Source organism: Lacunisphaera limnophila (genome assembly GCF_001746835.1).
Classification (GTDB): Bacteria; Verrucomicrobiota; Verrucomicrobiia; order Opitutales; family Opitutaceae; genus Lacunisphaera; species Lacunisphaera limnophila.
The window spans coordinates 123,071-136,065 of the sequence record NZ_CP016094.1 but is presented as its reverse complement, the minus strand read 5'-3'; the positions used below and the strand labels follow the sequence as shown (position 1 = coordinate 136,065).

Below are 12,995 nucleotides of genomic sequence, written 5' to 3'. Positions count from 1 at the left end.
TCCCCATGCAAAGTCTGTTGCGTCCGCTCGTCCTCGCTCTGGCTGCCCTCACGGGCCTCGTCGCCCCGGCCACCCCCCTCATCAACGCCGCCGACCGAGAGGTGCTCGCGCTGAACGGCCGCTGGCACGTGATTGTCGATCCTTACGACAACGGCTACGTCAACTACCGGTTGCAGCGCTTCGATGAGGCGACGAAACCCAGCGGCGGCTACTTCCTCGACCGGAAGCCGGCCACGCCGGCCGAGCTGATCGAGTACGATTTCGACACGAGCGCCTCGCTCAACGTGCCGGGCGACTGGAATTCGCAGGACGACAAGCTCCTCTATTACGAGAGCACCGTCTGGTACCGGAAGCGGTTTGATTACACGCCCCGGGCCGCCGGGGCGCGCCAGTTCCTCCATTTCGGCGGGGCCAATTACGAGGCCGACGTCTACCTCAACGGCGCCAAGCTCGGCCGGCATGTCGGCGGTTTCACGCCGTTTGAATTCGAGGTGACCGGCAAGCTGAAGCCCACCGGCAACTCGCTCGTCGTCCGCGTGAACAACGCGCGTCGACCCGAGGCCGTGCCCACGGTCAACACCGACTGGTGGAACTACGGCGGGCTCACCCGCGACGTGCGGCTGCTGGAGACGCCGGCGACGGCGATCCGCGACTTCGCCCTGCGGCTGCAGCCGGGGGCCGACCGGCGGGTGCGCGGCTTCGTCCAGCTGGACGGGCCGGGCCAGCCGGTGACGGTGGAGATCCCGGAACTGAAGATCGCGGTCGCCGCCACGGCGGATGCCGCGGGTCGCGCGACCTTCGAGTTTGCCCTGACCGGCGCCGAGCTTTGGTCGCCCGAGTCGCCGCGGCTCTATGCGGTCACCCTCACGGCGGGGGCCGACCGCCTCACCGACCGGGTGGGGTTCCGCACGATTGAGACCCGCGGCGCGGACATCCTGCTGAACGGGAAGTCGACTTTCCTGCGCGGCATCAGCCTGCACGAGGAGAACCCGCTGCGCGGCGGACGCGCCACGACGCCGGCGGACGCCCGCCAGCTGCTCGGCTGGGCGCAGGAACTGGGCTGCAACTACGTGCGCCTCGCCCACTATCCCCACAACGAGCACATGGCCCGCGTCGCCGACGAGCTGGGCATTTTGCTCTGGGCGGAGGTGCCGGTGTACTGGACGATCCACTGGGACAACGCCGACACCTACGCGAACGCCGAGAACCAGCTCACGGAGCTGATCACCCGCGACCGCAACCGGGCCAGCGTCATCATCTGGTCGATGGCGAACGAGACGCCGATCTCGCCCGCCCGCACGGTGTTTCTCAAGAAGCTCGTCGCCCACACCCGCGCCCTCGACCCGACGCGGCTGATTTCCGCCGCCATGGAGCGGCACTCGCCCGCGGACGATCCCAGCACGAGCATTGTCGAGGACGAGCTCGCCGAGGTGACCGACCTCGTGAGCTTCAACCAGTACATCGGCTGGTACGTGGGCATGCCCGACGATTGCGCCAAGGCGAAGTGGATCATCAATTACAACAAGCCGGTCATCGTGAGCGAATTTGGCGCCGACGCCCTCCAGGGCCTCCATGGCGACCGACGCGCCCGCTTCACGGAGGAGTTCCAGGCCGACCTTTACGCGCAGACCCTGACGATGCTGGAGAAGATCCCGCAGCTGCGCGGCATGACGCCATGGATCCTGTGTGATTTCCGTTCCCCGCGCCGGCACCTGCCGAACATCCAAGATGGCTGGAATCGCAAGGGGCTCATCGGCGAGAATGGCACGCGCAAGATGGCCTTCGGGGTGTTGCAGGAGTATTACGCCCGCAAGGCGGCGGCATACGCCAAGCCCTGAACGTTCCCGTCCGAACCCCCGACCTCCCATACTCCATGAGCACCGCCGTCTCCCGTCGCCAGTTTCTTGCCACCGCCGCGGCCGCGCCCTTCGGTGTGGCCGGCGCCCTCGCGCTGGCCGCGCCGGCCGGTCTGCCGGCCGCCACGCCGGCGGCACCCGCGGGCCGCGCGCTCCTGAAAACGAGCCTCAATGCGTATTCGTTTCTCGAGCTGTTGAATGCCAACGCCAAGGATCCGAGCCAGGGGGTCGACCTCTTCAAGGTCTGTGATTTCTGCGCGGACCACGGCTTCGAGGGCGTGGATGTCACCGGCTACTTTTTTCCGGGCTACCCGGGGGTGCCGGACGACCGGTATCTCATCCGGTTGAAGCGGCATGTCTTCGACCTCGGGCTGTGTTTCAGCGGCACGGGGGTGCGCAACGATTTCACGGCGGCGGACCCGGCGGTCCGGGCCGAGGGCGTGGAGCGCATCAAAGCCTGGATCGAGGTCGCGGCCAAGCTGGGTGCGCCGACGGTGCGAGCCTTTGCCGACTCGCAGCCTCCGTTCCGGAACTGGCAGCAGGCGGCGGGCGGGGCCAGCCGCGAGACCGTCGAGGCCTGGATGGCCGAGGCACTGCACAGCTGCGCCGAGCACGGGGCGAAATACGGCGTGATCGTCGCGGTGCAGAACCACGGCGACTTCATCAGCAGCGGGGCGGAGCATCTGAGCCTCTTGCAGCGGGTGGGGCACGCCTGGTGCGCGGCGATGGTCGACACCGGCAAATACCTGACGGCCGATCCCTATGCGGATATCGCCCTCATGGCGCCCCACGCCGTTAACTGGCAGATCAAGGAAACGCTGCAAAGCACGACGACCTCGCCGCGGATCGATATGCGGCGGTTGGTAGGGATCATCCGCGCCTCGGGGTACCGGGGTTATGTGCCGATCGAGACCCTGCGGATGGGCCGGGCCGACTATGATTCCTTCGTGGAAATTCCCCGGATGCTGGCCGAGTTGCGCGCGGCGATCGCGGCGACGGCGTGAGGCCGGCGTACGTTGGAGTTAGGTCCAGGCCGAGGGTTCTCCGTCGGACAACTTTGGCGCGGCTTCCGTTGTAGGGCGGGGTCGCCGAACCCCGCCTCGCACCCGGCAAAGCGATCGAGCAAAGGCGGGGTTGCTGCGCCATCTCCGCCAAGCCTCCGTCGGCGACCCCGCCCTACAGTTAAGGCAAAGCCACCGCGGGGGCGCCGTGGCGCCCTTTCCGTTGGAGCGCGGACGACCTCGCCCGCTCGCCTTACTTTGCCGCCGCGGTCTCGCGGTATTCGCCGAGGGCGCGGTAGCGGTCGTAGCGCTGGTCGAGGAGCTTCTCCGTGGGGAGGCCGACGAGTTCGGCGAGGTGTTTCTGCAGCGCGACCTTGAGGGCGGCGGCGGCCTGCTCGGGCGCGTAGTGGGCGCCGCCGAGGGGCTCGGGGATGACGTCGTCGACGACGGCCAGTTCCTTGAGGCTGCCGGCGTTGAGCTTGAGGGCGGCGGCGGCCTTGGGGGCGTGGGCGCGGTCCTTCCAGAGGATGGCGGCGCAGCCCTCGGGGGAGATGACGGAGTAGTAGGCGTTCTCGAAGATGAGGACGCGGTCGGTGACGCCGATGCCGAGGGCGCCGCCGGAGCCGCCCTCGCCGACGATGACGGCGATGGAGGGGACCTTGAGCATGGCCATTTCGCGGAGGTTGACGGCGATGGCCTCGGAGACGTGGCGGGCCTCGGACTCGACGCCGGGGAAGGCGCCGGGGGTGTCGATGAAGGTGAGGACGGGCAGGCGGAACTTCTCGGCGAGCTTCATCAGGCGGAGGGCCTTGCGGTAACCCTCGGGCTGCGGCATGCCGAAGTTGCGGACGATGTTTTCCTTGGTGTCGCGGCCCTTCTGCTGCGCGATGACCATGATGGCGCGGCCGTCGAAGAAGGCGGTGCCGCCGATCAGAGCGCGGTCGTCGTTGAACTGGCGGTCGCCGTGGAGTTCCTGGAAGTCGGTACAGAGGGCGCCGATGTAATCGAGGGCGTAGGGGCGCTTGGGGTGGCGGGCGACCAGCACGCGCTGCCACGGGGTGAGGTTGGTATAGATGTCCTTCCGGGTGATCTCGATCTTCTCCTCGATCGTCGCGAGCTCGGCGGACATATCGATGTTGTTTTCGAGAGACTGCTGATGGAGGGATTCGAGCTGCTTTTCCAGTTCACGGAGCGGCTTCTCGAATTCGAGCAGGTAGGCGGGACGATCCATAGGGACGTGAGGTTAGTTGGGCGGTTTGGCGCCTGTCAACGAGCCAGCTCCCAAACCCGGTTTAGCCACGGATGACACTGATCAACACGGATTTAAATTTCTGATCCCATTGATCCAGTTTTCACGACCGAAGGATCAGGATGACCGCGTTGATGGATTTTATCCGTGCCCCACCGTGCCATCCGTGGCGGCGATCCTGTCAGGATTGGCTCAGAGCCCGCCCTTGGTGGCGTCGGGGTTTTGGATCTGGTCCTTCCAGCTTTGGATTTTGGCCTGGGCGCCATAGTGCTCGGCCTTGGGCTTGTCGCCTTTTTCCATCCAGATGCGGGAAAGGGTAGTGTTGATGAACAAGTCGCCGGGCTGGAGGCGGTGCGCCTGTTCGGCGGCGACGAGGGCAGCATCGAAGTGCCTGAGGTTGAAATTCACCTCGGCGAGGGCATGCCAGGCGGGGAACGAGTCGGGGGCCGCGGTGGTGGCCTGGGTGAGCTTAGCGAGGGCGGCGTCGTTGTCGCCCATCGTGTAGTCGAAAGTGGCTTCCTCGATGAGGTGTTGGATGGCGTCGTCGGTCACAGGCGGGAAGGTAGCGCGCGGAAGGGAAAAGGGAAGGGCGGGGAAGGTGATATTCGTCGATCTGGACGGGGAATCCGGGAAGCGAAAATAAAAAAGGACGGCCCGGGGGCCGTCCTCGAAACGTTTGGCGGGTGCGCTGACCCGCAGGGGATCAGGCCTTGGGGGCGCCGCCGACGATGGCGAGCGACAGCTTGATCTCGGGGTTCACCTTGTCCTCGTTCTTGCCGGGCTGGACGCCGTAGTCGGCGCGGGCGATGGTGAATTCGCCGCGGATGACGAGGAGGTCACCGCCGAGCTCGGGCTTGTTCAGGCGCTTGCCGTAGGCACCGGCGAGGTAGGTGAGCTTGACCGGCACGGAGATTTCCTTGGTCACGCCCTTGAGGGTGAACTTGCCGGTGGCGGTGGCGGTCGTGTCGTTGCCGGTGGTCTTCACATCGGCGAGGGAGACGAGCTCGAACACGATCTCGGGATTGGCCGGGGCATTGAGCCAGTTCTCCCCGCGGAGGTGATCGGTCATCATGGCGTTCGAGACCGTGAGGGAAGCGGTCGCGACGACGATCTTGCCGGTGGTGGCCGCCGGGTTGGCCGCATCGAAGCTGACCGTGCCGGTCACGCCGCCGGCGGTGCCGGAGATGGGCTCCAGCACGGAGTCGAGGTGGAACTGGATGGCATTGACGCCCTTCGGGTCCTTGAAGTCGAAGGACTGGGGCGCGGCGGTGAGGACCGCGGCGGTGGCGAGGCTGAGCAGGCTGACGATGACGGATTTTTTCATGAGGAGGGTTGGGTTGATTTGCGTTTGAACAAAAGGGAGATGACGAATAGCGCGCCGGCCAGACCGGTACCGGCGCCGAGGAATTCGACCCCGGGCACGAAGCGTTTTTCGTAGGTCACGAACTCGATGCCGGTGATTTCGTCGGTTTGCTTCACGGGCACCTGGTTCTGGCTCCAGCCGGTGTGGGCGCCCTTGGCGGCCCAGAATCCGACCGTGGCGAGCAACAAGGCCAGCGCGGCAAGGCGCAGGGCCAGGCGAGCGGCGGGCGCCTTGGCGGTGGTGGTGGAAGCCGGATTGCTCATGAGGCGGACACCAAAGCCATAATCCTTCGATGTGCAAGTAATTCTTAAATCACTGATAATCAGGTTACAGAATCAGCATGGCGTCGCCATAGCTGAAGAAACGGTATTCCTCGGCGACGGCTTCAGCGTAGATATCCTTCAGCCAGGCGATGCCTTCGGTGGAGCCGGGAGTGAGGAAAGCGGACACCAGGCAGAGGAGGGTGGAGCGCGGTTGGTGGAAGTTCGTGATGAGGGCATCGACGCCGCGGAAGGGGCGGGGCGGATAGATGAAAATGCCGGCCTCGGCCATCCAGTCCTGGGGCATGGCCGACGTCGTGCGCGAGAGATAGTCCTCGATGCTGCGGACCGACGTGGTGCCGACCGCGATGCGGCGGCCTTGACCGGCGAAGAGCGCCTGCTGCGTGGCGACGGGAATCTCGTAGACCTCGCGGTGGATGGCGTGGTCCTGAATCGTATCGGTCATGATCGGGCGGAAGGTGCCGAGGCCGACGTGCAGGGTGAGGTCGGCGAAGGTGACGCCTTGGCCGGCGATCCGGGTGAGCAGTTCGGGGGTGAAGTGCAGGCCGGCGGTCGGAGCGGCGGCGGCGACCTGGTGGCCGCGGTCGGCGTAGACGGTCTGGTAGCGCTCGCGGTCGGTGGTCCGGTCCGCGGCGTTCTCATGGCCGCTGATGTAGGGCGGCAGCGGCATGTCACCGATGCGGTTGGCGACGGCGAGGAGATCCCCACCGGTGGTGGTGAACGCCACGCGGGCGAGTCCGTCATCGGTCTTCTCGAGCACGGTGGCAGTGAAGGCGCCGGCGAGGCCGAAGGTGGCGCCGACCGGGAGTTTCTTGCCGGGGCGGAGGAGGCACCACCAGCCTTCGCCGAGCGAAGTGAGCGCGGAGGCTGTCCGCCGTAGGCTTGGCGAAGGAGGACTTTCCATCCGTGACGGGGATTGAGTGGCTTCCGCCGTCGCCGGGCCTATGGCGGACAAGACGGCTGGCAGGCCAGCCGTGTCCACCGCCGGCCGCAGGAGCAGGCACTCAACCTGGCCGCCGGTGGGGCGGGTGGCGTGGAGGCGGGCGGGGATGACGGCGGCGTTGTTGCGAAAGAGGGTGTCGCCGGCGCGCAGGTAGTCGGGCAGGTCGCGGAAATGGCGGTGGGCGAGGGTGCGGGTCGAGCGGTCCACGACGAGCAGGCGCGAGGCGTCGCGCTGTTGCGCGGGGGACTGGGCGATCAGCCTTTCCGGCAACGGGTAGTCGAAGAGGTCGGTGGACAGCGGGGACACGGCACAAATGAAGGCTTGCTCTGCTCGGGGGGGCGAGTTTCTTCCGACATTCGGTTGGTTAACGCCGCTTTAGCTCAGTTGGTAGAGCGACTCATTCGTAATGAGTAGGTCGTCGGTTCAAATCCGACAAGCGGCTCCAGTCTTCGCTCGCAGCGAAGCGAAGGCGAAGACTGTCGCGCCGTAGCGCAGTCTGCTGCGCGAAGGCGGACTACTTTCGTTACCGCTACGACTCGGCGAGCCAGCCTTTGGATCTTGGGGTGCAGGTCGGCGAAAAGACGTCAGGCGACGCTCAGGCGGATCCGCTCGTGGCGGCTACGGCTCGGCGAGCCAGCCCTGCAGGAAAACGGTCAATGGTCTGCGATACGATTTGGGTGGCTGAGATGGAGTGGTGGGCGGTGAGCTTGCCCACGCCACGGTCGTATCATGGTGTTCGTGGCGCCAGCCCCGCGACAGGCTCGGGGCCCTGAGTAGGTCGAACGGGCGAGCTGGCCGCCCACCCGATCCCCTGGATCCTGCGCGCGGCTCGTGGTGATGAGCCCAGCGGGTGCGGTGCTGCCGCAGATCAGTTGTCCGTGATGTGGTCGTCGGTCAGGCGGCCCTGGAGTTTGCGGCGGAGTTTCTGGTCCTCGATCTCGGCCTTGAGGCGGGCGGCGAAGCGCTGGAGCCGGCGGCGGGTGTCGAGCTCCGCCAGGAGGGACTGCTTGAATTCGCCGTCCTCGCACAGGTTGAAGGCGGCGACGTCGGCAAAGGTGTCCACGTCCTCGATACTCTCCAGGAACTGAGTCATGCCCTTGGGGACGGGCGAACCGAGGCGCCGGCGGAGGTTAAGCAGGCGCATGACCTCATGGCGCTCGATCTCGAGTTCGGGGGCGTTGCCGCCGCTGACGGTGGCGAGGGCCTTCACGTGGATGAGGCGGTACGGTTGTTCGCGCACGATGGACTGGATCGCGACGCGGCAGACGCCCTGCAGGAGGAGATTGGAGGTGTCGTTGTCGGCCTTCTGGCAGGCGCGCACGATGCCGACGGTGGCGATGAGGTGGGCGGGCTCGGTGGCGCCGACCGGGGCGGCGCTCGTGTTGTCCAAGCGGGCGATGGCAAACAGGCGGTCGCGGGCGAGGACGTCGCGCAGCATCTGGCAATAGCGGGGTTCGAAGATGTGGAGCGGCAGCAGGGCCTGGGGGAAGAAGACGGTGTTGGGCAGCGTCATCACCGGCAGGGTGTCGGGCACCTGGAGCGTTTCCATGCGGGTGAACAAAGCCGGAATCGGGCGGCGGGCAAGTGCGGGGGTGGGGAGGAAGGTACCAATGAACACGTCCGGGTGGGCGGCGAGCTCGCTCGCGCCACGAATCCCATGCCGCCGGCATGGCGCCAGCGAGCTGGCCGTCTACAGGGCGGGGCGCCGCGCGCGTGGGGTCGGCACGGGCGCCGACCCTGCAAGGATATGCAAGGGCAACCCGTCCGGAGGCCGGGTACCACCTGAGGTCAGCTGCCGAGCAGGCGGCGGATTTCCTGCACCAGGACCTGCAGGGGGGCGGTTTTGCTGACGTAGGACGAGACCTTCCACTTGAGGGTTTCCTCGACGACCTGGGGTTCGAAGAGCACGCCGGTGAGGAGGATGACGGGCGTCTTGGGCAGGTGGGTGCGGAGTTGTTCGATCAGGTGCAGGCCGTCGGTTTCCTCCAGCTGGAGATCGGAGATGATCAACGCCGGCGGGTCGGACTCGACGACCCGGCGGGCCTCGATCGCGGTGCTGGCGGTGGACACGCGGAAGCCCTGGGTGGAGAGGTATTCCTTGAGCAGGTCGAGGATGGGGGCCTCGTCGTCGATCGCCAGGAGGTGCCGGGGTGCCGGCGCGGAGGCGCCGGGGGAGGGGGGAGGGAGGCTGCTCATGGTGAGTCGGGGGGAGAGAATTGCAGGACAACGACGCCGCCGACGACCTTGTCGCGGTCGCGGAGGGGATAGATATTGAGGCGCACCGAAACGGATTTGCCGCCCTTGGTGGTGAGGAAGGCGGGTTTGTCGCGCATCTCATGGCCCTCGATGAGGGTGCGGGCCATCGGGTCGAAAGTGGGCAGGGTGTCGCCGGCGAGCCAGAGGATGCGGCTGAGGGGCCGGTCGATCAGGTCGGCGGGCTCATAGCCGGTCAGGTGGACGGCGGCGGGGTTCATGCGGGAGATGTTCATGACCTTGGTGACCACGAACACGGCGTCGGAGATGGAGTCGATGATGAGCAGGTTGTAGCGGTTCTGGTGCTCGATGGCCTGCTTGGCCCAGCGTTCCTCGAGATTCTGGATCGCGAGGCGGGCATTGGAGGCGGTGAGTTCGGCGGTGCGCTCGCGCACGCGAGCCTCGAGCTGTTCATTGGTCTGCTCGAGGAGGCGGGCGGCGCGCCGGCGGGCCGCAAGGTCGTCGCGGATCAGCCAGGCGGCGCCGAACAGCAGCAGCAGGTCGAGCCCGAGCCCGCTTAGCACGGTCCAGCGGGTGGTTTGTGCCTGCTGGAAGGAGGCGCGGTCGCGGGCGGAGAGGAGGTCAGTCTGGTGTTCGCGGAAATTCTCAATCAGGTGGGTGAGCTCGCGGTGTTCACCATTGCCGGCTTCGTCGGCCAGGGCCTGCTGGAGCGCGGCCGGATCTTCGGCGCGTTTGAGGTTGGCGAGGCGGCTGGCCCGGGCGGCGCGCCGGGCGAGGCGTTCGGCGATGGCGGCGAATTCGGCGGCCTCGGGCGCGGAGCCGGCGGCGAGGGCGGTGGCCACGTCGACCCGCTCGCCGAGTTCGGCGAATTTTTCCTGGCAGGCCTCGTGATCATGCGCGTCGGCCGTGAGCAGGAAGCGGCTGAGATCAGCCTCGGCGGCGAGCAGGGTGGGCTGGAGGGCGTCTACCTCGGTGATGAGGGCGTGGGTGTGGTTGACCCAGTCGCTGGTGGCGATGCTGCGGTTGAGATTCTGGAGCGAGGCGGTCACGACCGCGACGAGCACCGCCGCGATCACCGCGAAGCACGCGAGGACGCGCCGCAGGGTGCGGTCAACAGGGGAGGCGGGCGGGGTGAGGTCAGTCGACATCGAAGGCGGAGGAGCGTGGGGTGCCCGGGACCGGTTCGCCGCCGGTCAGGGACACGGTGGCGATCATGGTCTTGCGCCGGGTGGCGTAGGAATAGCTGAATTCCGAGGCGGTGGTCCAGTTGGCCTCGAGGGAAGCGGCGACCTTGGCGGCAATCTCGCGGAGCTCGGCACCGGAACGGGTGAGGGTGAAGAAGACGGAGCGATTGTTGTAGTCGAGGTAGGCCTTGTTCTCGTTGACGTAACAAACGGCATGGGCGACGCGGCCCGCGAGGCGGATGTGGATGAGCCGGGTGACGTAGCCACGCTTTTTCAGAACGTGGTCGGCCAGCACGGCGTAGTCGTCGCAGTCGCCCCGTTCCCGGGCGAGGAACGTGTTGGGGGGCTGGATCGGGCCGTTGAACTCATAGGCAAAGTCCCCGAAGTGGGAGGCGAATTTTTTTGGGTTCAGCCCGGGGTTCTCCGCCAGCTCCCGCAGAGTGACGGCATCCAGATCGGCGGGCGCGGCGACGCCGCTGGCGAGCAGTAAAAGCCAGAGGGCGGCCCGGGCGGGTCGAGAAGAAATGGATGATGTGGGTGACACGATTTGTGCCGGAGGCCGGTCGGATGACATCGCGGGATGCCTCAACCGTCGCTAGACCACAGTTATCGGCTCGAATGGGGTGAAATTTAGAGGCCCTGGTAACCGTCGGAACGCCTAGAAGGTAAGCTCTGGGACCCATTCGGCAAGCCCGCCGGGCGAAGACACCCCTGGGACGGCCGGTGCAACCGACCTGCGGAATGCACTTTTAGAGTGTGACAGGTTGGCTGGCACACCGGGCATAGGATTGAGACAAATGGGACATTGCGGCTCAATATTGTCTCAACTCTGGAGCTTCGAGAACGACTCATAAACAATTAAAACGTTTTGGTATAGTTGTTTAGGTTGAGTTTTAGATTCAGGGCATGCCGCCAGCTAACAGGCGCGCATGAGCAAGATTCTCGGTATCGATCTCGGCACCACCAATTCCTGTATGTCCATCATGGAGGGCGGCGAGCCGGTCGTCATCCCCAACGCCGAAGGTGCCCGCACGACGCCCTCGATCGTGGCGTTCACCAAGTCCGGCGAGCGCGTGGTCGGTCAGGCCGCCAAGCGGCAGGCCGTGACTAACCCCAAGAACACCATTTTCTCGGCGAAGCGGCTCATCGGTCGCAAATTCACCGAGGTCAGCGAAGAGGCCAAGAACCTCCCGTACAAGGTCGTCGCCGGCAAGAACGGCGATGCGTACATCGAGGTGCAGGCCGGCGACAAGACCGAGCAGTTCGCGCCGCAGCAGATCGCCGCCTTTGTGCTCGGCAAGCTGAAGGCCGACGCCGAGGCCTACCTCGGCGAGAAGGTCTCCCAAGCCGTCATCACGGTCCCCGCCTATTTCAACGACGCCCAGCGTCAGGCCACCAAGGACGCCGGCAAGATCGCCGGCCTCGAGGTGCTCCGCATCATCAACGAGCCCACGGCCGCCTCGCTCGCCTACGGTCTCGACAAGAAGAAGGACGAGAAGATCGCCGTGTTCGACCTCGGCGGCGGCACCTTCGACGTCTCGATCCTCGAGATCGGCGACGGTGTGTTCGAGGTGAAGGCCACCAACGGCGACACCCACCTCGGTGGCGACAACTGGGACGACGCCCTCATCGGCTGGCTCGTCGAGGCCTTCAAGAAGGAAAACGGCATCGACCTCCGCAAGGACCCGATGGCCCTCCAGCGCCTGAAGGAAGAGGCCGAGAAGGCCAAGATCGCCCTCTCCTCCGCCACGACCTACGACATCAACCTGCCGTTCATCACGGCCGATGCCTCGGGCCCCAAGCACCTCAACCTCCAGCTATCCCGCGCGAAGATGGAGCAGATTTGCGACAGCCTCTTCGAACGTTGCATCCAGCCGTTCAAGAACTGTCTCAAGGATTCCGGCATCTCCACCGACAAGATCGACGAGCTCGTGCTGGTCGGCGGCATGACCCGCATGCCCAAGGTCGTCGACATCGCCAAGCAACTCGGCGGCAAGACCCCGCACCAGGGCGTGAACCCCGACGAGGTCGTCGCCATCGGCGCGGCCATCCAGGGCGGCGTGCTCAAGGGCGAGGTCAAGGACGTGCTCCTGCTCGACGTGACCCCGCTCACCCTCGGCATCATGACCGCCGGCGACGTGTCCACGGCGATGATCCCGCGCAACACCACCATTCCCTCCAAGAAGTCCCAGGTCTTCTCGACCTACAGCGACAACCAGCCGGGCGTCGAGATCGTGGTCCTCCAGGGCGAGCGCCCGATGGCCCGCGACAACAAGAACCTCGGCACGTTCAAGCTCGACGGCATCCCGCCGGCGCCGCGCGGCACGCCGCAGATCGAGGTCACCTTCGACATCGACGCCAACGGCATCCTCCACGTCTCCGCCAAGGACCTCGGCACCGGCAAGGAGCAGAAGATCACCATCCAGGGCTCCTCCGGCCTCTCCAAGGAAGAGGTCGAGAAGATGACCAAGGAGGCCGAGCTCAACGCCGCCGAGGACGCCAAGCGCAAGGAGGCCGTCGAGACCAAGAACCAGCTCGACACGACCATCTATCAGCTTGAGAAGACCCTCAAGGACGCCGGCGACAAGATCCCGGCGGAGATGAAGGGCAAGTTCGAGGCCGCGCTCACCGAGGCCAAGAAAGAACTCGAGACCAACGACCCGGCCAAGATGAAGGCCGCGCTGGAGAACCTGCAGAAGGTCGGCGCCGAGCTTTATCAACAGGCCCAGGCCGCGCAGGCCGCCGCGGGCGCCCAGCCGGGCGGCCAGCCCGAGGCTTCCGCGGCCGACGCCGGCGGCGACACCGCCGAGCCGAAGAAGGCCAAGAAGGCCGAAGGCAAGGTCGTCGACGCCGACGTCGAGATCGTCGACGAGGAGAAGAAGTAATTTCCCACCGCGAGCCCGC

12 protein-coding genes and 1 tRNA gene are annotated in these 12,995 nt (G+C 66.2%); 4 read left to right on the top strand and 9 right to left on the bottom strand.

Features of this window, described 5'->3' with window-relative positions; all coding sequences use genetic code 11:
* Nucleotides 1-5 precede the first annotated feature (5 nt).
* Nucleotides 6-1,838: a glycoside hydrolase family 2 protein gene (locus Verru16B_RS00610; RefSeq protein WP_069960475.1), complete on the top strand. Its 1,833-nt coding sequence runs from the start codon at nt 6-8 to the stop codon at nt 1,836-1,838.
* Between the two features lie 35 nt (nt 1,839-1,873).
* Complete coding sequence (locus Verru16B_RS00605; protein WP_083269989.1) at nt 1,874-2,860, top strand: sugar phosphate isomerase/epimerase family protein; 987 nt, start codon at nt 1,874-1,876, stop codon at nt 2,858-2,860.
* A gap of 250 nt (nt 2,861-3,110) precedes the next feature.
* Here the strand turns inward: Verru16B_RS00605 and Verru16B_RS00600 are convergent, their stop codons facing one another.
* The 5 genes from Verru16B_RS00600 to queA all read right to left on the bottom strand — a co-directional run bounded on the left by Verru16B_RS00600 (nt 3,111) and on the right by queA (nt 6,999).
* Nucleotides 3,111-4,088, bottom strand: a complete 978-nt coding sequence (locus tag Verru16B_RS00600) for an acetyl-CoA carboxylase carboxyltransferase subunit alpha (protein ID WP_069960474.1) — start codon at nt 4,086-4,088, stop codon at nt 3,111-3,113.
* Between the two features lie 210 nt (nt 4,089-4,298).
* The gene (locus tag Verru16B_RS00595; RefSeq protein ID WP_069960473.1) at nt 4,299-4,658 is read right to left on the bottom strand and encodes a tetratricopeptide repeat protein; all 360 of its coding nucleotides are present in this window, start codon (nt 4,656-4,658) and stop codon (nt 4,299-4,301) included.
* 151 nt (nt 4,659-4,809) lie between these two features.
* On the bottom strand, nt 4,810-5,430 hold the full coding sequence (locus Verru16B_RS00590) for a YceI family protein (protein ID WP_069960472.1): 621 nt from the start codon (nt 5,428-5,430) through the stop codon (nt 4,810-4,812).
* Entirely contained in the window at nt 5,427-5,732 is a 306-nt protein-coding gene (locus tag Verru16B_RS00585; protein ID WP_069960471.1) for a hypothetical protein, read from the bottom strand. The genes Verru16B_RS00590 and Verru16B_RS00585 overlap by 4 nt, the downstream gene beginning before the upstream one ends.
* A gap of 64 nt (nt 5,733-5,796) precedes the next feature.
* On the bottom strand, nt 5,797-6,999 hold the full coding sequence (gene queA, locus Verru16B_RS00580; RefSeq protein ID WP_069960470.1) for a tRNA preQ1(34) S-adenosylmethionine ribosyltransferase-isomerase QueA: 1,203 nt from the start codon (nt 6,997-6,999) through the stop codon (nt 5,797-5,799).
* 63 nt (nt 7,000-7,062) lie between these two features.
* Here queA and Verru16B_RS00575 point away from each other — a divergent pair.
* A tRNA-Thr gene (locus tag Verru16B_RS00575) sits at nt 7,063-7,138 on the top strand.
* Between the two features lie 423 nt (nt 7,139-7,561).
* On the opposite strand, the gene Verru16B_RS00570 is transcribed toward Verru16B_RS00575, so the two are convergent.
* The 4 genes from Verru16B_RS00570 to Verru16B_RS00555 form a co-directional block, all read right to left on the bottom strand.
* Nucleotides 7,562-8,242 carry an LON peptidase substrate-binding domain-containing protein gene (locus Verru16B_RS00570; RefSeq protein WP_157772094.1) on the bottom strand — a complete coding sequence of 227 codons (681 nt, stop codon included), beginning with the start codon at nt 8,240-8,242 and terminating at the stop codon, nt 7,562-7,564.
* Nucleotides 8,243-8,481: 239 nt separating this feature from the next.
* Nucleotides 8,482-8,889, bottom strand: coding sequence for a response regulator (locus tag Verru16B_RS00565; protein WP_069960468.1), 408 nt, complete (start codon nt 8,887-8,889; stop codon nt 8,482-8,484).
* Nucleotides 8,886-10,055 (bottom strand): CHASE3 domain-containing protein, encoded by a 1,170-nt coding sequence (locus Verru16B_RS00560; RefSeq protein ID WP_069960467.1) that lies wholly within the window; start codon nt 10,053-10,055, stop codon nt 8,886-8,888. Before Verru16B_RS00560 ends, Verru16B_RS00565 begins: the two co-directional genes overlap by 4 nt.
* Complete coding sequence (locus Verru16B_RS00555) at nt 10,045-10,635, bottom strand: transglutaminase-like domain-containing protein (RefSeq protein ID WP_169829261.1); 591 nt, start codon at nt 10,633-10,635, stop codon at nt 10,045-10,047. Before Verru16B_RS00555 ends, Verru16B_RS00560 begins: the two co-directional genes overlap by 11 nt.
* Before the next feature lie 385 nt (nt 10,636-11,020).
* On the opposite strand from Verru16B_RS00555, the gene dnaK reads away from it, so the two are divergent.
* Nucleotides 11,021-12,976, top strand: a complete 1,956-nt coding sequence (gene dnaK / locus Verru16B_RS00550) for a molecular chaperone DnaK (protein ID WP_069960465.1) — start codon at nt 11,021-11,023, stop codon at nt 12,974-12,976.
* The last annotated feature ends 19 nt before the right edge of the window (nt 12,977-12,995 follow it).